Below are 19,953 nucleotides of genomic sequence, written 5' to 3'. Positions count from 1 at the left end.
CCCTTGGCCCTCAGGCCGCTTCGCGGCGGATGCGCAGTGCCTGCGTGATCATCGGCGCCTGCAACGGCAGCCGCAGCACCGACACCCATTTCACCGGTGCGGCGGCCTTGGGATTGCGCAGCGAGTCCGCCGCGAACTGCACGTTGGCCGGGAACACCGCGATGAACAGCAACGCCGCCAGCAGCCCACCCAACCGGCGGGTCCGCGGCGCCGCCAGGGCCGCCGCCACCCCGAGCTCGGCGACGCCCGACGCGTAGGTGTACGTGCGAGCGCGGCCGGGCAAGGCCGGCGGCACGATCGAATCGAACGGTTTCGGTACCAGGAAGTGCAGCGTGCCCATACCGAACAGCGCCGCGCTCATCAGAACCACCCGCCGCTGCGCGGACCGGTCGACATCACTCATGGCGAACACTGTTCCACTCGCGTGCCCAGTCCGTCGAGCCGGCGTTCGGCCGGTACGCTGCCGATCTGTGGCACAGGTGAGCAACGACATATCCGGGGGACGCCGTGTTCGGTGACAGCTCACAAGGTCTGGGCCGATTGACCGATCGTCCCCATTACGCACTGGTCGGCATCCTCCGCATTCCCGAAATCCGGACCAGTCCCTGGGTTTCGCTGGCGCGCCGGGTGGTGTTCGCGGTGTTGCTGCTGGTGGCGGCGACCCTGGTGGTGTACTTCGGCCGGTCCGGATACCACGACAATCGTGGCGAGGAACTGACCCTGCTCGACGCCGCGTACTACTCGACGGTGTCGTTGTCCACCACGGGGTACGGCGACATCACCCCGATCACCGAGCAAGCGCGGCTGATCAACACGATCGTGATCACGCCGCTGCGGGTGCTGTTCCTGATCGTCCTGGTCGGTACCACCCTGCAGGTGCTCACCGAGCGGTCCCGGCAGGCGTTCAAAATTCAGCGTTGGAGGCAGAAGGTGCGCAATCACACCGTGGTCGTCGGATACGGGACGAAGGGCCGGACCGCGGTCGACGCGATGCTCGGCGACGGCGTGCAGCCGGCCGACATCGTGGTCGTCGATACCGATGCGACGGTGCTGGAGGCGGCGGCCAACGCGGGTCTGGTGACGGTGCACGGTTCGGCGACGCAGTCGGATGTGCTGCGCCTGGCCGGGGTACAGCACGCGGCCTCGCTGGTGGTCGCCGCCAACCGCGACGACACCGCGGTACTGGTGACCCTCACCGCGCGCGAGCTCAACGCCAAGGCCAAGATCGTCGCGTCGATCCGCGAGGCGGAGAACACCCACCTGCTGCGGCAGTCCGGCGCCGATTCGGTCGTGGTGTCCTCGGAGACCGCCGGTCGGCTGCTGGGCATCGCGACCACCACGCCGAGCGTGGTCGACATGATCGAGGATCTGCTCACGCCGGAGGCCGGATTCGCGATCGCCGAGCGGGACGTCGAATCCGACGAGGTCGGCGGGTCCCCGCGGCATCTGCGCGATATCGTGCTCGGCGTGGTCCGCGAGGGCACCTTGATCCGGGTCGACGAACCCGAGGTGGACGCCCTCGAATCCGGCGACAAACTCCTCTATATCCGCCGCGTGCACAAATAAGCCGCGTGCACAAATAACCGGCGCTCCGGCCTGCCGCGCTCGGCATATAGTCTCGAAGCTGTGTCGGTATTCGAACTGAATGGTCTTCCGCTGCTGTCGCGTTCCGCCCTCGACCGGGCCGAGACCTTGCGCTCGGACGAACAGGCGTTGAAGCAGGGCTGGGCGGAGGCGAAGCTGCTGCGAATGAACCGGCGCGGTCAGGTCCGTATCGATGGTGACCGGGTCGTGCTCGAGGCAGCGGTGGACTATTCGGCCGAGCCGGCGCCGGAGGCGGTCCTGCTGGGCGTGGTCGACGGCGCGCACGTGTGGGCGATTCGCGACGACGACCTCGACGGTCGGCTGATGGATCTGCGTGTGGTCGGCACCGCTTTGCACCTCGACGATGTGATCCTCGGGCTGCTGTCGACCGCGCTGGCCCTGCTGAACTGGCACGACCGCGCCCGCTACAGCGCCGTCGACGGCAGCCTGACCACCGTGAGCAACGCCGGGTGGTCACGCGTCGACGCCGGCGGGCGCGAGGAGTTTCCGCGGATCGATCCGGCCGTCATCTGCCTGATTCACGACGGCGGCGACCGCGTGCTGCTCGCCCGCCAGAACTCCTGGCCGGAGAAGATGTTCTCGCTGCTGGCCGGATTCGTGGAGGCGGGGGAGTCGCTGGAGCGCTGTGTGGTCCGGGAGGTGCGCGAAGAGGTCGGTGTCGAGGTCCGCGACATCCGCTACCTGGGCAGTCAGCCCTGGCCGCTGCCGCGGTCGCTGATGCTCGGATTCGCCGCGGTCGCCGACCCTGACGCGCCCCTGGTGTTCTCCGACGGCGAGATCGCCGAGGCCCACTGGTTCACCCGCGACGAGGTGCGCACGGCGCTGGCCGCGGGCGCGTGGGGATCGGTCACCGGTGCTACCGGTAATGCCGAGCAGCAGCGGCTGCTGTTGCCGGGATCGATCTCCATCGCCCGCACCATCGTCGAATCCTGGGCCGCCGCAGGCTGATTCGCCTCGGCCCGTGCGTGGGCTCAGCCGATCGCGGCCAGAGCCTGCTTGACCTGGGCGAGGCTCGGGTTCGTGGCGGTCGAGCCGTCGGCGTACTTCACGGTCGGCACGACATGGTTGCCGCCGTTGACGCTGCCGACGAATTCGGCCGCTTCGGGATCCTGTTCGATATCGATCTTGGTGTAGGTGATCCCGGCCTCGTCGAGTTGCTTCTCGAGGCGGCGGCAGTAGCCACACCAGGTGGTCGAGTACATGGTCAGGTCAGTAGCAGTCACACCTGATTGAACATCGAATCGGATTTTCCTGTTCCCTCCCGGTCTGTGATGTCCGGCAGCGGAGGGTTGCGAGGAAGGTAGTAAGCGCGCATACTAAATGCATGACGCGGATCGCCGCAGCTCACGCCGTTCCGACCGCCACTCCCGCCGACTGAACCACACCGAGACACCGGAGGACATCATGACCAAGTACTGGCTGGCCGTCGTATCGCGCGATCACGTGCGCCGCGGCGTGGCACTCGGTATCGCCCAGGCCAACCACGGAAAACGCACCGCGGTCGAGCGGATGCGGCCCGGCGACGGCCTGGTCTACTACTCGCCGCGAACCGGAATGCGCGAAGGAGCCCCGGTGAAGTCGTTCACCGCCATCGGAACCATCGCCGACCGGCCGGTGTGGCAGGCCGAGGATCAGGGTGGTTGCTTCCGGCCGTGGCGGCGGGCGGTGACGTACCGGCACGACGCGGCAGAGATCGCGATCGATACGCTGCGTGGCGAGCTCGAGCTGACCAGCGTCCCGAACTGGGGCATCGTGCTGCGGCGTGGGGTGGTGGAACTGAGCGCCCACGATTTCACCGTCGTTTCCCGGGCCATGCTGGGGGAGGCGGCCGCCGAGACGATGGCGGCCGCCCGGTGAAGGACGAAAACCGTTTGCTGCGAACAGAATTCGGCAGTGCCGACGAAAGTCCGGGCCTGTTGCTGTGGCAGGTGACCAACCGGTGGCAGGCGGCGGTGCGTGCCGCCCTGGCGCCGTTCGATCTGACCCATGTGCAATTCGTCCTGCTGGCCGCGCTCACCTGGTTCGGCGGGACGAAGGGCGATACGCCGATCACCCAACGCGATCTCGCCGCCCACGCCGCGACCGATCCGATGATGACATCCCAGGTGCTACGCGCGCTGGAACAGAAGGGTCTGATCGAGCGGCGTGACCATCCCCACGATCGGCGGGCGAAGTCCCTGGTCCCGACGGACGCGGGGGTGGCCCTGGTCAATCGCGCGATCGTCGCCGTCGAGGACTGCGACCGCGCCTTCTTCGGACCCCTCGGCCCGCACAGCGCGGATTTCGCAGCAGCGCTGCGGACCCTGCGGGACCGGCAGGGATGACCCGTAGGCGCGGTACGGGCCGCTCGATCGGCGACAACGCTGGTCCGCGGTAGGGGGCGACCGAGAGTCGGTCGGGGCAACCCGGTGCGGATCGGATCTGTCGGAGGTCCCTGCCATGATGGACCGCGTGCCTGCCCCGACCCCACCGACCAGCCTGCGGCTCGACGGGCTCGACCCCGAGCAGGCCGCCGCGGTGCGGGCGCCACGCGGTCCGGTCTGTGTGATCGCCGGCGCCGGCACCGGAAAGACGCGCACCATCACGCATCGCATCGCCCATCTGGTCTCGGCCGGACATGTGCGCCCGGATCAAGTGCTGGCGGTGACCTTCACCGCCCGGGCGGCCGGCGAACTCCGCGCTCGGCTGCGAGCGCTCGGCCTGGGTGGTGAGGCGAATGCGGTGCAGGCCCGGACCTTTCACGCGGCGGCGCTGCGGCAGTTGAAGTACTTCTGGCCGCAGGTCGTCGGCGACGTGCCGTGGAAGTTGATCGACTCCAAGTTCACCGTCGTCGCCCAGGCGGCGCACCGGGTCGGATTGCCGACCGCGACCGAGAACGTGCGGGACTTGGCGGGGGAGATCGAGTGGGCGAAGGCCTCACTGGTCGCGCCGGAGGACTATGCGAAGGCCGCGCAGCGCCACCATCGCGACATCCCCTATCAGGCCGACAAGATCGCCGCCGTCTACGCCGGCTACGAATCGCTGAAGAACACGCCCGACGGGCTCCTGCTCGATTTCGACGATCTGCTGCTGCACACCGCCGCGGCGCTCGAGGATTATCCGGCCGTCGCCGAGGAGTTCCGGGGCCGCTACCGCTGTTTCGTGGTGGACGAATATCAAGACGTCACCCCGCTGCAGCAGCGGGTGCTAGACGCCTGGCTGGGTGACCGCGACGATCTGACAGTGGTCGGCGACGCCAATCAGACGATCTATTCGTTCACCGGCGCCAGCCCGGCCTACCTGCTCGATTTCTCCCGCCGCTTCCCCGATGCGACCGTGGTGCGTCTCGAACGTGACTACCGATCCACCCCGCAGGTGGTGTCGCTGGCCAACCGCGTGATCGGCGCGGCGCGCGGGCGGATCGCCGGCACCCGGCTGCAGCTGGTCGGCCAGCGCCCCGACGGTCCCGAACCGTCCTTCGCCGAATACGAGGACGAGACCGCGGAGGCGGCCGGGGTCGCCAAGGGCATCGCCACACTGCTCGGCCAGGGGGTGGCCGCCGCGGAGATCGCCGTGCTGTATCGGATCAACGCCCAGTCCGAGGTGTACGAGCAGGCGTTGACCGAGGCCGGCATTCCCTACCAGATCCGCGGTGGCGAGGGCTTCTTCCAGCGGCCGGAGGTGCGGCAGGCGGTGCAGGCCCTGCGGCAGGCGGGTGCGCGCGAGGACCTGCCCGATGCGCGCGGCGCGGAGGTGGTCACGCTGGTCCGCGCGGTACTGGCGCGGCTGGGCTTGACCGCGACCGAACCCGCCGGAGCGCAGGCCCGGGAGCGATGGGCGTCGCTGGTCGCCCTGGTCGAGCTCGCGGAGGAACTGGCCGCCCACGATCCCGACCTCGAGTTCGCCGGGCTGCTGCGGGAACTGGCCGCGCGCGCCGAGGCACGGCACCCACCGACCGTTCAGGGGGTGACGTTGGCCTCGCTGCACGCGGCCAAGGGGCTGGAGTGGGACGCGGTCTTCCTGGTCGGGCTCACCGACGGCACGTTGCCGATCGCGCACGTGCTCGGCGACGGCGGCGCGGTGGCCGACGAGGCCGCCCTCGAGGAGGAACGCCGCCTGCTCTACGTCGGAGTCACCCGCGCCCGGGAGCACCTGCGCCTGTCCTGGGCGTTGTCGCGGGCCGACGGCCGTCGTCGTAATCGTCGCCGGAGCCGCTTTCTGGCCGGCCTGGTTCCGGATGATTCACCCGCGTCGACAGTCGCGCGCAACGCCGGGGTGCGCGGCGGGCGCAACCGCCGCCTGCCGGTGTGCCGCGTCTGCGGCCGCTCGCTGCTCAATTCCACCGATACGCTGCTCGGGCGCTGTTCGACGTGCCCGGCCGAGGTCGACACCGAACTGCTCGGTGCGCTTCAGGAGTGGCGCCGGCAGCGGGCCGAGGAATTGCAGATCAAACCGTTCGCGGTCGTGAGTGTGAAAACGCTGACCGCGATCGCGGAGCAGGTGCCGATGGACGAGGAGGCGCTGGCCGCGATTCCGGGTATCGGTCAACAGAAGTCGCAACAGTTCGGTGCCGAGGTCCTCGCGATCGTGCGCTCGCGGGTGCGTAACCGATAGCGCGGCGGATCCGCCGCCGACCACAAAACCGCAGGTGAAAAATAGGTTGTGCGGTTGTGTATCGCCCCCGTAGGGTGGTGATCACGTACCGGGAGGGTATTCCGGCGCGCACAGTGATCAGTCGGACATCGAGTAGGAGGGAGGTAGACGAAATGAACAACAGTGTGACTCTCGCTTCGAGAAGCGTTGTGGCACCGGTGGTTTCGCATGTGTCCACCTCCCGGGGGGTCCTCGCTTTGCAGGGGACCGGTCTGTCTGTCGCAAGCATTATCGGCGGTCGTCCGAAAGCGCCGACGTATGCAATCAACGCAGGCAAGCCCGCGCGGGGTTGGCACCCGGGACCTGTCGGTTTCCACATCGACACCACCGACGCCTTCGCAGCCGAAGCCGGCCGTATGCCGGCGAAGCTGCAGGCAGCCCGCCTCCGCAACGCACACCCAGCGACCGTGATCAGTAGTCGACACCGAAGTCGACTCAGGTAGCCCCGCTACCTAGCCTCCTGGCCACGGATCGCCCGAAGCGAAACCGTGGCCATAGTTTTATCGGCCCTCAGCCACCGGCACCGGTTTCGCGGAAGACAACGAAACGACCGCTGCACGAGCTGAAGGAGCAAGACGTGTCCACCGCGACCGCTACTCGCGTGACATGCCGATCGACCCAGGCCTCGAGGCCGGCCCGCACCCGCGGCGTCGCACTCGCGCTGCCCTGCCGAGTCGGAGACCCCGACCTGTGGTTCGCCGAGAGCCCCACCCAGCTGGAGGAGGCCAAGGCACTGTGCGCTTCCTGCCCGATCCGTAAGGGCTGCCTGGCCGCCGCCCTGGATCGTGGTGAGCCCTGGGGTGTCTGGGGCGGGGAGATCTTCGAACAGGGCGTCGTGATCGCCCGCAAGCGGCCGCGTGGTCGCCCGCGCAAGGTCGCACTGGCGTGATCGGCGCCGGATCCGGCCGAGTGCCTCGCCGCCTCGGCCACCTCTGGGAACACCGACGAGCCCCGCATCCGATGACCGATGCGGGGCTCGTCCCATGTCCGGTGTCGGCGCCGAGCGCCGAAGCTCAACTGGCGCTGCGGTATTCGGTGTAGCCGGGCACCCAGTCGCGCATGAGTTTCATGAAGGGCACCTCGGCGTCGAGCTGGGCGCAGATGCCGATCGAGCCCATCAGCACCCGGAAAACCATGATGTGCTCGGCCGGAAGCTGGAGTGACATACCGGTTTTCATCTCCGGGCGGCTCATATCGGTGGCCTTGCCCGCGACGCGCTGCATCCACCTGCGGGTGAAATGGAACGAATCGGTGCGAATCGGGTCGGTGAACGGCCGCAGATAATCGGCGATCTCGGCGTGGGTGACTTTGCGCCCCGGAATGACCCAGCCGTTGCTGTACATCAGCTCCGTCAGTTCCTCGAATCGATCCTCGACGGCCAGCGCCACCATCTGGCCCAGCACCGGCGGGAACCCGTCCGGAAGCGGCGCGCAGGCGCCGAAATCGAGGACCGCCAGGCGGCCGTCGTCGAGCATCATGAAATTGCCCGGATGCGGATCGGCGTGCAGCAGGCCGGCCAGCGCGGGGGAGGAGAAGTGGAATTCCCCCATCCGGGTGGCGACCCGATTGCGCAGCTCGACGGTGCCCGCGGGATCCTGCTCACCGCGCTTGATGATGCCCGACACCGCGGTGCCGTCGAGCCATTCGGTGACGATCACCTTCGGCGCACCGGCGACCACCTTCGGAACCAGGAAGCGCGGATGCCCGTCGAAGGCCTTGGCGAAGCGGCGCTGGTTGGCGGCCTCGGTGCGGTAGTCGAGTTCTTCCTCGGTGCGCTCGGTGATCTCGGCCAGGATCGGCTTCACGTCGGCGCCCGGAATGACGGCGCCGATCATGCCGGCCATGCGATTGAGCGTCTTCAGATCCGCGCGGAGCGCTTCGTCCGCGCCGGGATACTGCACCTTCACCGCGACGGTGCGGCCGTCGGACCATTCCGCCTTGTGAACCTGACCGATACTCGCCGAGGCGGTGGGGGTGTCGTCGAAGGAGCGGAAACGTTTCCGCCAGGCGGTTCCCAACTGCTGATCGAGAACCCGGTGGACCGCGGCGGCCGGGAGGGGCGGCGCGGCGGCCTGCAATTTCGTCAGCGCCTCGCGGTAGTGCTCGCCGAACTCCTCGGGGACCGCAGCCTCCATCACCGACAGCGCCTGCCCGAATTTCATTGCTCCGCCCTTGAGTTCGCCCAGCACGGAAAAGATCTGCTCGGCGGCCTTCTGATTCAGCTCGGCGTTGATCTCCCCCTTGTCGCCACCCGCGAGTTTGCGGCCGAAGCCCACGGCCGCGCGCCCCGCGATACCGAGCGGGATCTTCGCCAGCTTGGCGTTGCGGGACGAGCTACGGCGCACAATCTCAGACACACACCCATCATGGCTGACCCACCGTGTCGCGTGCCATGTGAATTGGCCGAACTCCACCCCTGGCAGCGGACGTGTCATCCATCACAGTCGGTGCATCGTGACCGCGGGCGAGCCGTGCGCCGTCGTCGGGCTGGAGCTTCTCCTCGCTGGCGCTGCCTGCGAAGCGGCCCGGGCTCTACCTCGGCCTCGCGCAGTACGAGCCCCCTCGGCCGAGGGGGCCGTCGTCCACCCGCGCCGATACGAACCGACGCGGATGTTACCTGCGTCATCTGGAGGAGTGGCGAGACGAGCAACCGACCATAGCCGCGGCGGAGCCGACCTGCGCGCGGCCGGGTTCGCGGTGTTCACGAGGCGCCGCCGGCGGGAACCCGGTCGTTTCCGGCGGTGAGTTCGTGGGCCGGCACCGCGATGCGCCGGCACGCACACTCCGGATGCGGACTCCAACTCCGGCGGGCGATGCGCCGGGCGTCCGGATCCAATTCCAAGGTGGTGTCCAGCGTTCGTGGTGGGTCGGCGGTGTCGGCATCGATGATCGCTTCGATCTCTCGCAGCGTGAGCGCCGCCGTGGCGGCGATGGTGGCGGGGGAGGCGTAGCCGGTACGGCCGAGCAGTTGCGCCGCCAGATGAGGCCATTCCGCATCGAAATCGGTGCGGGTGAGATCCGCGCACCGCAGGCAACTGGTACCGCCCGGCAGCACCAGTGGCCCGATCACGCCGTGCCCGTCCCGAATTCGCACCTGTAGATGCGGGGTCCGGCGCACCAGCAGCATGCCGACCAGCTCCGGCGTCGGTACCAGCGCATCGGTGAGCAGGACCAGATCGGTGGTGGTGACCGGATGGTCGGCACCACAACGATATTCGTGCGACCGGGTAGGGGTGATGCCCAACCGGCGGATACCGGCCATCATCGCGTCGGCGAGTGGACCGCGGCCGTGCACGTGGACGCCACGGATCCTGGTTCGGCGCGGTCGTGGCCACACCAGCAGACCGGCCGCGTCGATATCGCGTAACAGTCCCAGCGTTTCGGCGCCGTCCAGGCCGAGTTGTCCGGCCTCCCAGAGGATCTGGGGATGACTGTGCAGGCCGTCGAGCAGCCGCAGGAAGGCCGGCAGCGCTTCGCCGCCGGCAGCCGGCGGATGCAGGAGGACCGCGCGCTCCGGATCCCACCCCAATTGCACCGCACCCGAGGGCCGGCGCAGAACCGCCACCCGCGGATGCAACATCGGTCCACGTGCGTGTGACAACGTCATGGCGCCAGTATGGTCGGCGAACCCACCGCGCTGGGCCGGACGATCCCTGGTTGTCCACAGCTTTCGCGTTGTCCACAACCCGCTTTCGGTCGGGCCGCGGGGACCGGTTCCGGGCCGCGTCTCACAAAATTCGCCCGCGGTGTGCCGTGAATTTTCCAGAGCCTGGCGGCGAGTGCTAACGACCGGCCGCCGACGGCCGACAATCGGGTCGATTCGGGTCGGGCAAAGGAGCACTATGGTCATCGCATCCGTCGACGTGCCGCCGGTGGCACCGCTGCAGGGTGAGCATCGGTTTCGGTCTCGGGGCGAGTATCGGATCGCGGCCGATGCGATACGGGAGTATGCCCGCGCGATCGGCGCCACCGACCCGCTGCACCGCGACGAACGGGCCGCCCGCGCCCGGGGTTTCGACGCGCTGGTGGCACCACCCACATTCGCCACCACGGTATGGATGCGAGCCGAGGAACAGACGCTCGAGGCACTCGTCCCGGACTTCCACAGCGGCCGGGTGGTGCACGCCGACCGCACCCTGGAGATCGTGCGCCCGCTGCTCGCCGGTGACCGGCTGAGCTGCGATATCGGCTTCGAATCCTTCCGTCACTATCGTGACTACGACGTGGTCTCGGTGACCACGGTACTGCGCGACCTCGAGGGCCGGGTGGTGACGACCGGCTCCTCGACACTGCTGGTCCACACACACCTCGGCTCGGGTCGGCCGACCGGCCGGCGCGCCCCGCAGGACCTGGAACCGGTACCGGTGCAGCGCCGGTTGCGCACGCCACAGCGCGACCGGACCGCGCCGCAGCTGCCCCGGCCCAGTGTGGATCTCGGCCCGCTCGCAGTCGGAGCGGATCTCCCCGTGGACACCGTCACGGTCGCGGCCGCCGACGTCGTGCGCCACACCGGTGCGGCGCAGGCGTGCGGGGCGGTCCCCGGCATGATGACCCTCGGCCTGGTCGCCGGATATCTCGGCCGCTGGCTCGGCGATCCGACGGCATTGACGAAACTGCGCGTGCAGTACGCGCCGAAGATGCACTACCTGACCGTGACTCCGGACGCGCCGGCAGCGATCCGGTTCGGCGGCCAGGTCGGCTGGTTGAGTTCGCGGCGGCGCATGGTCACGGTCGTGGTCGACGCATTGTCCAAGGGGCGCAAGCTGTTCGGCTATGCCACCGCCGAGGCTCGACTGGGCTGAGTCGAGCCTCGTCCGGCGGTGCTAGCGATCCTTCTCGCCGCGCCCGCCGTCGTCGCCCGAATCGTCTCCGTCCGCGGAATCCTCGGGCTCGCCCGATCCTTCGGCTCGGGCCGCACCGCCTTCGCGGCGCTCCCGCGCTTCGGTCTCGGCCAGTTGGGCCAGCGGATCGTCGAATACGTTCGCGCCGCCGCCGATCACACCGTCGATGAAGCCGCTCGGATTGTCCAGATCCTCCGAGCTGGGCAGCAGGTCCGGATGCGCCCACACCGCGTCGCGCGCCGACATGCCCGCATCGGTGGTCAGCCGCTGCCACAGCGTGGCCGCCTCGCGCAGTTTTCGCGGCCGCAGTTCGAGTCCGACCAGCGTCGCGAAGGTCTGTTCGGCCGGGCCGCCGGTCGCGCGCCGCCGGCGCAAGGTTTCCGCGAGCGCGCCCGCCCCGGGCAGCCGGTCGCCCACCGCCTCGCCGACCACGACCTGAACCCAGCCCTCGATGAGGGCGAGCAGCGTCTCCAGCCGATCCAGCGCGGCCTTCTGCTCGGGAGTGGTCTGCGGTTCGAAGGTGCCCTGGGAGAGCAGTTCCTCCAGTTTCGAGGGGTCGGTCAGCGACATCGGATCGATGTTCTGGGCCGCTTCCTCGATCGCGGAGAAGTCCATCCGGATGCCGCGCGCGTAGTCCTCGACCGCGCCGAGCACCTGCTGGCGCAGCCACGGCACGTGCGCGAACAGCCGCTGGTGCGCCGCCTCACGGGCGGCGAGGTAGACCAGAATCTCGCTCTCGGGCCGTTCCAGGCCCTTGCTGAATTCGCTGATCGCGCTCGGCAGCAGTGCGGCGGTTCCGGCCGGACCCAGCGGCAGGCCGATATCGGTGGAGGTCAGCACCTCCTGCGCGAGCTGCCCCAGCGCCTGGCCCAACTGCGAGCCGAAGGCCAGTCCGCCCATCTGGCCCAGCATGCCGAGCATCGGGCCGGCGAACTGTTTGGCCTCCTCCGGCAGGGTCGAACTCCACATACCGGAGACCTGTTCGGCGACCGGGTCACACAGTCGTTTCCAGGTCGGCAGGGTCTGTTCGATCCAGTCGTTCGGCGTCCAGGCGACGGTCCTGGTCGCGCCGGCGGGCAGCGTGGTCGCGGCGTCGAGCCACAGCTCGGCCAGATGCGCCGCATCGCTGATCGCGCGCTGCGCGCCGTCGGTGATCGGGGCGATCGTCGAGCCGAGTTGCTGGCGGGCGAGCCGCTTGGCCACGTCGTAGTTCACCGGGCTCGACTGGGTGCCGGGCTGGCCCATGGTGGAGAACATCTGGCCCAGCGAGGTCAGCATCTGGCCGAACGCCGCGGGATCGAATCCGGCCGCACCCGCAGAACCCATGCCGAAGGCGAAGGGGTTGTTCGCTCCGGAACCGGACGGATCGTCACGCTTGTCGCGGTCGGGATCGTCGTCGCGGTTCGAGAATCCGAAGGGCACGTCGCTCATGCCCCCAAGGCTACGCGGATGGTCATGGCCGAGCCGCTACTGTGGGCCGGGTGAATCGTCGGATCATCACCTTGATAGCGGCTCTGGTGCCCGTGCTCGTCCTCGGTGTGGTGGGCAGCGCGGTGACGGTGCCGTTCGTCGCTCTCGGCCCTGGTCCCACCTTCAATACCCTCGGCGAGGTGGACGGCAAGCAGGTCGTCGCGATTCAGGGTGCGGCGGTGGATCCGACCTCCGGCCACCTGAACATGACCACGGTGTCCGTTCGCGACGGGCTGAATATATTCGAGGCGTTCGGTCTGTGGGCCGACGGGCGTTACGGGCTCGTCCCGCGCGCGGAGGTCTATCCGCCCGATGTGCCGCGCGAGCAGGTCGACAAGTCCAATCAGGCCGATTTCAAGGAATCCGAGGACAACGCCGAACTGGCGGCGCTGAACTTCCTGAAGTATCCGACCAAGGTGCAGGTGCGGGTGGTCGCCGCCGACGGTCCGGCCAAGTCGGTGCTGCAGCAGGGTGACGAGCTGGTCAGCGTGACCGGGAAGCCCGTCGCCACCTCGAAGGATGTCGTCGACGCGGTCCAGGGTGCGGCCCCCGGAACCACGGTGCCGATGGTGATCCGCCGCGCCGGCGCGGAACAGACGGTCGAGGTGAAACTCGGTGCGCGCCCGGACGATTCCAGCAAGGCCTACCTCGGCGTCACGCCGCAGGAGGTGCCGGCCGGTCCGCTGCAGGTCGATTTCAACCTCGCCGACATCGGCGGCCCGTCCGCCGGTTTGATGTTCAGCCTGGCCCTGATCGACAAACTCAGCCCGGGTGAGCTCAACGGCGGCCGGTTCGTGGCCGGCACCGGAACCATCGACCCGCAGGGCAAGGTCGGCCCGATCGGCGGCATCCAGTACAAGATGATCGCCGCCCGCGATGCCGGTGCGGAGACCTTCCTGGTCCCCGCCGACAACTGCAACGAGGCGCGGCAGCGCACTCCCGACGGCCTGACACTGGTGAAGGTCGACACCCTGTCCAGCGCGGTGCAGGCGCTCGGCGACATCAACGCCGGTCGCCCGGCGCCCAGCTGCGGCTGACGCCGCGGCGAACCGTGCCCGGCCCCGGGCACGGTTCAGTCGGGTTCGTTCTCCAGGGTGTGGCGCAGCGCGTCGACCAGGTTCGGGGCCAGATTCGGCGCGGTGCGCAGATCGAGATCCGGGAACGCCTCGTCCTCTTCGGGGCGTAACTGCAACAGGCACAACGAGACTCCGTCGCGGAGCACCCCCGCGTACAGGCGGGCGTCGCGGCGCTCCGGGTGCGCCTGCGCGGCATCGCGTCCAGCCCGGTCGGCGGCGTCGCGATCGGCGAGCAGCGGCGCGATCGCCTCGTCCAAGGTGCGTTCGGCGGTCGGCGGCAGCACCACGATCTGCTGGACCAGGACCACGCCCGCGACGGCGGGCGGCCAGCTGGTGGTCGCGAGGAATTCGTCGAGCGCCATCGAATCGCCGGTCAGATCGTCCGGAAGTGGTTCCTGGGCAATGGGAGTCAGCGCGGCCCCGTCGTCGAGCTGATCCTCCAGCGTCGGCTCGGCGGCCACCAGATCGGCGGTCGGCACCAGCGCGAACAACTGCGGTGGCTGATCCCAGCCTTCGCTGTCGGCGAACTCGGCCACGTCCCGGATGCAGCGGTACAGGGCGGAGGAGGGATTGTCCACGGTCACGGCGGACACTGTACGTCCACCGGACCCGCGGGCCCGCCACGGCGTACCGGGAGCCATCGCGATCCAATCCGACCCGTTTTACGTAGAGTGGGGCGCGAGAGACGGTCCGCAGGGACCACACGCATCATCGGACTGCGGTGTATCGGCCGGTATTCGCCTCGGTACATCGCCGGACCTGGGAGAGTGGCATCGTGGGCATGCGCCCCCCGACAGGCTTACCTTCGCTGTCTCGACGCAGCCGGATATTGCTGATCACCGCGCTCGTGATTGCGGCGTTACTGCTGGTCGGCCCGAGGTTGACCGACGCGTACACGAACTGGTTGTGGTTCGGCGAGGTCGGGTTCCGCCAGGTCTTCACCACGGTGCTGGTGACTCGCCTGCTGCTGTTCCTGGTGGTCGCGGTCGTGGTCGGCGTGTTGATCTGGCTGGCGTTGCTGGCCGCGTACCGCACTCGGCCGGTGTTCGTCCCGGTCTCCGGTCCCAGTGATCCGATCGCGCGCTATCGCACCACGGTGATGGGCCGGTTGCGACTGTTCGGGATCGGGATCCCGGCGCTGGTCGGCCTGCTGTCGGGGCTGGTCGCACAGTCGAGCTGGGTGACGGTGCAGCTGTTCCTGCACGGCGGATCCTTCGGCATCGCCGATCCGCAGTTCCATATCGATGTCGGCTTCTACGCCTTCGATCTGCCGTTCTACAAACTCGTCCTGAACTGGCTGTTCGTGGCGGTGGTGATCGCCTTCTTCGCGAATCTGGTGACCCACTACATCTTCGGCGGATTGCGGTTGTCCGGCCGCGAGGGCACGCTGACCCGCCCGGCCCGCATCCAGCTGGCGCTCATCGCGGGCACGTTCGTCGTGCTCAAGGCCATCGCCTACTGGTTCGACCGGTATTCGCTGCTGTCGAGTACGCGGAAGGAGCCGACCTTCACCGGTGGCTCCTACACCGATATCAATGCCGTCCTGCCGGCCAAGTTGATCCTGATGTCGATCGCGATCATCTGCGCGATCGCCTTCTTCGCCGGTGTGGTGCTGCGTGATCTGCGGGTGCCGGCGATGGCCGCGGCCCTGCTGCTGCTGTCTTCGATCCTGGTGGGCGCGGTCTGGCCGCTGGTCGTGGAGCAGTTCGAGGTGCGCCCCAATGCCGCGACCAAGGAATCCACCTATATCGAACGCAACATCACCGCGACCCGGCAGGCCTACGGCCTCACCGACGACAAGGTCTCCTACGTCGATTACAAGGGCAGTCAGACCAAGGACCCGGGGTCGGTACCGGCCGACCAGCAGACGATCGCCAATATCCGTCTGCTCGATCCGAATCTGCTCACCCAGACCTTCATCCAGCGCCAGCAGTTGCAGAACTTCTACGGATTCCCGGATCCGCTGGACATCGACCGCTACACCATCAACGGCGAGAAGCAGGACTATATCGTCGCCGCGCGAGAGTTGGTGCCGCAGAACCTGTCCGGCAACCAGACCGACTGGATCAACAAGCACACCGTCTACACCCACGGCGACGGTTTCGTCGCCTCGCCCGCCAATCGGGTGAATGTGGCCCCGCCCAAGGAAACTCAGCAGGCGGCCACCGGTGCCGGTGCGAGCAGTTCCAGCGGCGGTTACGGCTACCCGGTCTTCAATGTCGGGGACAAATCGACGGTCAGCGATCTGTTCACGCCGAAGGACCGGCAGGCCATTCCGGTCGATCAGCCGCGCATCTATTACGGCGAGATGATCTCCAAATCCGATGCGGATTACGCCATCGTCGGCGGCAACGGGCAGCCGCCGCGCGAATACGACACCGGCACCGAGCAATACACCTACACCGGTAAGGGTGGCGTTCCGATCGGCAACTGGTTCAACCGGCTCGCCTTCGCCGCCAAGTACGCCGAGCGCAACATCCTGTTCTCCGGCGCCATCGGCTCGGACTCGAAGATCATCTACAACCGCGATCCGCGCAGCCGTGTGCAGCAGGTCGCCCCGTGGCTCACCACCGACGGCGATGTGTACCCGGCCGTCGTGAACGGGCGCATCCTGTGGATCGTCGACGCCTACACCACGCTGGACAACTTCCCCTACGCACAGCGCACCTCGCTGGAGGGTGTGGTCGAGGACAGCATCGATCAGAACACCGGACGCACGCTGCCGCGCAAGGAAGTCAGCTACATCCGCAATTCCGTGAAGGCCACCGTCGACGCCTACGACGGCACGGTCAACCTCTACGACGTGGATTCGAGCGATCCGGTGCTCAAAGCATGGCGCGGGGTGTTCCCGAATTCGGTGAAACCGCAGAGCGAGATCTCGCCCGAACTGCGTGCGCACTTCCGGTATCCCGAGGATCTGTTCAAGGTGCAGCGGGAGATGCTGGCGCGCTACCACGTCAACGATCCGCGGGAATTCTTCACCAACAACGCGTTCTGGTCGGTGCCCAACGATCCGACCTCGGATACGCCGACCAACGCGCATCAGCCGCCGTACTACGTGCTGATCGGGGACCCGAAAACCGGTCGGCCGCAGTTCAATCTGACCAGTGCGATGGTCGGCTTCAAGCGGCAGTTCCTGGCCGCCTACATCCAGGTGGCCTCGGATCCGGAGAACTACGGCAAGTTCACGGTGCTCAAGCTGCCGACGGATTCGCAGACACCGGGTCCGCAACAGGTGCAGACGTCGATGACCACCGATGCCCGCGTCTCCAACGATCGGACATTGCTGACCGGTGGCAATACCAACAAGATCAAATACGGGAATCTGCTGACCCTGCCGATCGGCGAGGGCGGAATCCTCTACGTCGAACCCTGGTATCTGGAACGCAACAGTGGGCCGACCACCGCCTCGTTCCCGCAGTTGGTGAAGGTGCTCGCCTCCTACGGCGACAAGGTGGGCTATCAGTCCACGCTGGGTGACGCCCTCAACGACGTACAGGACGGCCTGGGCGCGGCGACCACTCAGCAGCCCGGGCAGGCCGCGATCAACCCGCCGGGGCAGCAGGGCAGCACCTCGCCGCCACCGTCGAACCAGAACACCCCACCGCCGTCGACGACGCCACCGCCCACCACCGGGTCGGCCGGCAAGGACGCGGCGGTCAAGGAGCTCAACGACGCTCTGAAGGGGGTGCAGGACGCGCAGAAGTCCGGCGACCTGGGCCAGCTGGGTAAGGCGCTGGAAGGCTTGCAGAAGGCCATCGACGATTACAACAAGGCGGGCGGGTAGCGGACCGGCCCGCGGAAAACCCGCCGCGCGAACGACATTCGGCGCTGCCATCAGCTGATGGCAGCGCCGAATGCGTGTCGGTCCGGAGCTCGCGCGGTGACCGCGACAGCTCAGCGGCCCAGGGTGTCGATCAGACCGCTGTTCTGATCCAGGATCTGCTGGAACTGGTCGGCCACGCCGAACTGCTGGGCGGCCTGCTTCCCGGCCTCGGTGGCCTTGTTGATCAGCTCCTGGCGGTCGGTCGGCAGCTGGACCGGCGCGGCCGGTTCGGGCTGCGGCTCGGGAGCCGGCTGGGCCTCCTCGGCAGGCGCGTAGCGCAGGTACTGTCCGCACACCGGCCAGGCGCCGGGGCCCTGGGTCTGCAGCACGTTCTCCGCGACCCGGATCTGCTCTTCCTTGCTCGCGTTCTGCGGCGAGCCGGTGCCGCCGTTGGCGGCCCAGGTGGACTGCGTGAACTGCAGGCCGCCGTAGTAACCGTTGCCGGTGTTGATATTCCAGTTGCCGCCGCTCTCGCACTGCGCGACACCGTCCCAGTCGTGGGCGGGCGCAGCCGAAGCAGTGGTGGAAGCTGCGAACGGGACGGCAACAAGGGCGCCGGCGACGGCGGCGAAGCCGAGGGCGCGACTGCTGATCTTCCGGTTCTTGTTCATGGTGGTGTCCCTCCCTGCGCCCGCCGGCGCGGCGAAACTCGGCCGCGTCCCTGCCCCCAGGAGGTCGGGGATCCCCGAACCGCGGGGCAGGGTTGCCGGTGTGCAACGGTTCGGGTCGGAGCCCATCACGGGTTCGATCCGGGCCGCAGACGACCATAACGAAGAGATCTCGACAGATCACGTCTTGATAACAGCGACAATTGCATGAAGCGAATAACCCGATTCGGCACATCCATGCAGGTTGGCTATGCAGTGATTGATCATTCCGAACGACTGTTATGTGCTCGTTATGTGCGATGAATCACGGCGAATCAGTGGCATCGGTCACGTTTTTCCAGGGCGAATTTTGGAAACGCGCGCGTTTCCCGTGGGCGGGATCGTATTCGGCCGTGGTCGGGTAGGCGGCCGAATCCGGTCCGCCCCCGCGGCGCGGCCCGCCCTGTCTGCTCCGCGCCGGTGGTGGCGATTGGCGCTGAGGCTTGCCGCGCCGTGGTGAACCGCGGTCTCCAGCCGCCGCCCCGGGTGTGGGTGAAGCGTTGCTCGGCGGGCCGGCTTCCTGTTCGAGTGGTGTGACAAGGTTGGTCAAGATCGGCACAGTTAACCTGAAAATATGCGCTGACCACGCGATTTGCAGCCCTGGCCGACCCGTGTGTAATGTTGTGTTTACCGACGCGGGGTGGAGCAGCTCGGTAGCTCGCTGGGCTCATAACCCAGAGGTCGCAGGTTCAAATCCTGTCCCCGCTACTAGGGAAACGGCCCCGGAACCATGGTTCCGGGGCCGTTTTCGTTCGGATCGGTATCACCTTCGGCATCATTAGCCAAGCTAAGTGTCAGCTGTGCTTGCGGTGTCCGTGGTTTTCCGCCCAGTAGGGTGTGGCGCGGATCGTTGGAAGCGGATCTCAGGCAGTTCCGGGGCGCAGGCGGCCAGGCACTTGAATCGTTCTCGGATCGAGTCCGGGTGGACGGTCCGGCCGTCTTCGTAGAGTCGTCGCCGTACAGCGCGTGCTCGGCGTCGCGCGCGTGACCGGCGACGACGATACGTCCCGTCGGTACCGACAGCGCTCCGGCGTCGAGATCGTGGCAGGGTCCGTGGGCTCCGCAGGTCTCTGCCCGGCGTAGGCCGGTGGTCAGCTCGAGGCAGAACAGGGTGTAGAACCGGTCGAAGCGGACGCTGTTGATGAGCCGCCCGGACTTGTGGCGTCGGTCGCCGGCCGTTTCCGATTGTCTTCGACCAGTACTCCTACATCCGAATGTTGTTGTCGCGCTTGATACGTCCCTCGGCAGTAGGTCGGCTGAAAGATCACCGGCGTCGGCGCGGCCGGCTTCTGCAAACCACCATCGCCGAGCCTCGAAGACCGAGACGCGAGCGGTTGGCTATCCACTCGGCCCGTTCGGGTACTGCAAAAGGAACCTATGTATCGGTTGTGATCGATTCCGGAAATGGCCCGCAGCCGGTGCCTCCGGGAGGAAACGGAGGAGTTGAAGCGGATAAGCTCAGATGTCCATCGACACTCTGTTGTAGGGCGAACCCGTATCCATCGGGTGTGCGAGCCACCGCCGCCAGTGGTCTACGATTACGACTCGATTCAGGATGCCATTCGAGACGTTTCCACGCCTCGACAACGACCCGAAAGCACGTTTCTGATCTCTCTGGACGACACCCGACAAGCCAGTACGAGATATCGAAGTAGTACAGCTCCATCCCTTCCGGGTCGGTGTCGTTGAACGGCATCGTCAGACCGGTATCGAACCTCGCGTTGGGGTGGTTCGGATTGAATAGCGACAGCGACAGGTGAGTGGGAAGCGATCGAAGAATATCGACCAAGTACGCATGTAATTTCTCCCGGGCTACGGATTCATTGGGCTCATGGGTCATTTCGTGTCCTTCTTCA

The 19,953-nt window shown here is 67.5% G+C and carries 17 protein-coding genes and 1 tRNA gene; 10 read left to right on the top strand and 8 right to left on the bottom strand.

Annotation, left to right across the window (positions count from 1 at the left end; all coding sequences use genetic code 11):
• Nucleotides 1-10: 10 nt before the first annotated feature.
• Nucleotides 11-403 carry a DoxX family protein gene (locus ON37_RS19190; protein WP_040721101.1) on the bottom strand — a complete coding sequence of 131 codons (393 nt, stop codon included), beginning with the start codon at nucleotides 401-403 and terminating at the stop codon, nucleotides 11-13.
• A 137-nt stretch (nucleotides 404-540) separates the two neighbouring features.
• On the opposite strand from ON37_RS19190, the gene ON37_RS19185 reads away from it, so the two are divergent.
• Complete coding sequence (locus ON37_RS19185) at nucleotides 541-1,566, top strand: potassium channel family protein (RefSeq protein ID WP_245553267.1); 1,026 nt, start codon at nucleotides 541-543, stop codon at nucleotides 1,564-1,566.
• Between the two features lie 60 nt (nucleotides 1,567-1,626).
• On the top strand, nucleotides 1,627-2,553 hold the full coding sequence (nudC, locus tag ON37_RS19180; protein WP_040721098.1) for an NAD(+) diphosphatase: 927 nt from the start codon (nucleotides 1,627-1,629) through the stop codon (nucleotides 2,551-2,553).
• 23 nt (nucleotides 2,554-2,576) lie between these two features.
• Here the strand turns inward: nudC and ON37_RS19175 are convergent, their stop codons facing one another.
• Nucleotides 2,577-2,828, bottom strand: coding sequence for a mycoredoxin (locus tag ON37_RS19175; RefSeq protein ID WP_281004691.1), 252 nt, complete (start codon nucleotides 2,826-2,828; stop codon nucleotides 2,577-2,579).
• Between the two features lie 181 nt (nucleotides 2,829-3,009).
• Here ON37_RS19175 and ON37_RS19170 point away from each other — a divergent pair, with 181 nt between their 5' ends.
• The 4 genes from ON37_RS19170 (at nucleotide 3,010) to ON37_RS19155 (ending at nucleotide 7,126) form a co-directional block, all read left to right on the top strand.
• On the top strand, nucleotides 3,010-3,462 hold the full coding sequence (locus ON37_RS19170; RefSeq protein ID WP_040721231.1) for an EVE domain-containing protein: 453 nt from the start codon (nucleotides 3,010-3,012) through the stop codon (nucleotides 3,460-3,462).
• Nucleotides 3,463-3,476: 14 nt separating this feature from the next.
• Complete coding sequence (locus tag ON37_RS19165) at nucleotides 3,477-3,929, top strand: MarR family winged helix-turn-helix transcriptional regulator (RefSeq protein ID WP_210741687.1); 453 nt, start codon at nucleotides 3,477-3,479, stop codon at nucleotides 3,927-3,929.
• 118 nt (nucleotides 3,930-4,047) lie between these two features.
• On the top strand, nucleotides 4,048-6,198 hold the full coding sequence (locus ON37_RS19160; RefSeq protein WP_051031798.1) for an ATP-dependent DNA helicase UvrD2: 2,151 nt from the start codon (nucleotides 4,048-4,050) through the stop codon (nucleotides 6,196-6,198).
• Between the two features lie 640 nt (nucleotides 6,199-6,838).
• Complete coding sequence (locus tag ON37_RS19155) at nucleotides 6,839-7,126, top strand: WhiB family transcriptional regulator (RefSeq protein WP_051031797.1); 288 nt, start codon at nucleotides 6,839-6,841, stop codon at nucleotides 7,124-7,126.
• A 124-nt stretch (nucleotides 7,127-7,250) separates the two neighbouring features.
• On the opposite strand, the gene ON37_RS19150 is transcribed toward ON37_RS19155, so the two are convergent.
• Nucleotides 7,251-8,594, bottom strand: coding sequence for an ABC1 kinase family protein (locus ON37_RS19150; protein ID WP_040721224.1), 1,344 nt, complete (start codon nucleotides 8,592-8,594; stop codon nucleotides 7,251-7,253).
• A 344-nt stretch (nucleotides 8,595-8,938) separates the two neighbouring features.
• Nucleotides 8,939-9,844 carry a TOMM precursor leader peptide-binding protein gene (locus ON37_RS19145; RefSeq protein ID WP_040721094.1) on the bottom strand — a complete coding sequence of 302 codons (906 nt, stop codon included), beginning with the start codon at nucleotides 9,842-9,844 and terminating at the stop codon, nucleotides 8,939-8,941.
• Nucleotides 9,845-10,079: 235 nt separating this feature from the next.
• Between ON37_RS19145 and ON37_RS19140 the strand changes: the two genes are divergently transcribed.
• Nucleotides 10,080-11,039 (top strand): FAS1-like dehydratase domain-containing protein, encoded by a 960-nt coding sequence (locus ON37_RS19140; RefSeq protein WP_040721093.1) that lies wholly within the window; start codon nucleotides 10,080-10,082, stop codon nucleotides 11,037-11,039.
• Nucleotides 11,040-11,060: 21 nt separating this feature from the next.
• Here the strand turns inward: ON37_RS19140 and ON37_RS19135 are convergent, their stop codons facing one another.
• Nucleotides 11,061-12,509, bottom strand: a complete 1,449-nt coding sequence (locus tag ON37_RS19135; protein ID WP_040721092.1) for a zinc-dependent metalloprotease — start codon at nucleotides 12,507-12,509, stop codon at nucleotides 11,061-11,063.
• A 50-nt stretch (nucleotides 12,510-12,559) separates the two neighbouring features.
• Between ON37_RS19135 and ON37_RS19130 the strand changes: the two genes are divergently transcribed.
• Complete coding sequence (locus ON37_RS19130; RefSeq protein ID WP_217999944.1) at nucleotides 12,560-13,585, top strand: YlbL family protein; 1,026 nt, start codon at nucleotides 12,560-12,562, stop codon at nucleotides 13,583-13,585.
• Between the two features lie 35 nt (nucleotides 13,586-13,620).
• Here the strand turns inward: ON37_RS19130 and ON37_RS19125 are convergent, their stop codons facing one another.
• Complete coding sequence (locus ON37_RS19125; protein ID WP_247609479.1) at nucleotides 13,621-14,265, bottom strand: PPA1309 family protein; 645 nt, start codon at nucleotides 14,263-14,265, stop codon at nucleotides 13,621-13,623.
• Between the two features lie 134 nt (nucleotides 14,266-14,399).
• Between ON37_RS19125 and ON37_RS19120 the strand changes: the two genes are divergently transcribed.
• Nucleotides 14,400-17,411, top strand: a complete 3,012-nt coding sequence (locus ON37_RS19120) for a UPF0182 family protein (protein ID WP_083893125.1) — start codon at nucleotides 14,400-14,402, stop codon at nucleotides 17,409-17,411.
• Between the two features lie 110 nt (nucleotides 17,412-17,521).
• On the opposite strand, the gene ON37_RS19115 is transcribed toward ON37_RS19120, so the two are convergent.
• Complete coding sequence (locus ON37_RS19115) at nucleotides 17,522-18,061, bottom strand: transglycosylase family protein (protein ID WP_040721088.1); 540 nt, start codon at nucleotides 18,059-18,061, stop codon at nucleotides 17,522-17,524.
• 670 nt (nucleotides 18,062-18,731) lie between these two features.
• On the opposite strand from ON37_RS19115, the gene ON37_RS19110 reads away from it, so the two are divergent.
• Nucleotides 18,732-18,805, top strand: a tRNA-Met gene (locus tag ON37_RS19110).
• A gap of 667 nt (nucleotides 18,806-19,472) precedes the next feature.
• Here the strand turns inward: ON37_RS19110 and ON37_RS32995 are convergent.
• A complete protein-coding gene (locus ON37_RS32995; RefSeq protein ID WP_157171503.1) occupies nucleotides 19,473-19,937 on the bottom strand; it encodes a hypothetical protein in 465 nt (154 codons plus the stop codon).
• Nucleotides 19,938-19,953: the final 16 nt, after the last annotated feature.

The sequence above is a fragment of the Nocardia veterana NBRC 100344 genome (assembly GCF_000308855.1).
Classification (GTDB): domain Bacteria; phylum Actinomycetota; class Actinomycetes; order Mycobacteriales; family Mycobacteriaceae; genus Nocardia; species Nocardia veterana.
Note: the sequence above shows the minus strand (reverse complement) of the source record. Positions and strands in the feature narration are given on the sequence as shown.

What these genes read in the sequence shown, in the direction of transcription:
- ON37_RS19190 (WP_040721101.1), bottom strand. Translation starts at nt 403, where the DNA reads ATGAGTGATGTCGACCGGTCCGCGCAGCGGCGGGTGGTTCTGATGAGC.
- ON37_RS19170 (WP_040721231.1), top strand. Translation starts at nt 3,010, where the DNA reads ATGACCAAGTACTGGCTGGCCGTCGTATCGCGCGATCACGTGCGCCGC.
- ON37_RS19160 (WP_051031798.1), top strand. Translation starts at nt 4,048, where the DNA reads ATGGACCGCGTGCCTGCCCCGACCCCACCGACCAGCCTGCGGCTCGAC.
- ON37_RS19145 (WP_040721094.1), bottom strand. Translation starts at nt 9,844, where the DNA reads ATGACGTTGTCACACGCACGTGGACCGATGTTGCATCCGCGGGTGGCG.
- ON37_RS19140 (WP_040721093.1), top strand. Translation starts at nt 10,080, where the DNA reads ATGGTCATCGCATCCGTCGACGTGCCGCCGGTGGCACCGCTGCAGGGT.
- ON37_RS19135 (WP_040721092.1), bottom strand. Translation starts at nt 12,509, where the DNA reads ATGAGCGACGTGCCCTTCGGATTCTCGAACCGCGACGACGATCCCGAC.
- ON37_RS19125 (WP_247609479.1), bottom strand. Translation starts at nt 14,265, where the DNA reads ATGGCTCCCGGTACGCCGTGGCGGGCCCGCGGGTCCGGTGGACGTACA.
- ON37_RS19115 (WP_040721088.1), bottom strand. Translation starts at nt 18,061, where the DNA reads ATGAACAAGAACCGGAAGATCAGCAGTCGCGCCCTCGGCTTCGCCGCC.
- ON37_RS32995 (WP_157171503.1), bottom strand. Translation starts at nt 19,937, where the DNA reads ATGACCCATGAGCCCAATGAATCCGTAGCCCGGGAGAAATTACATGCG.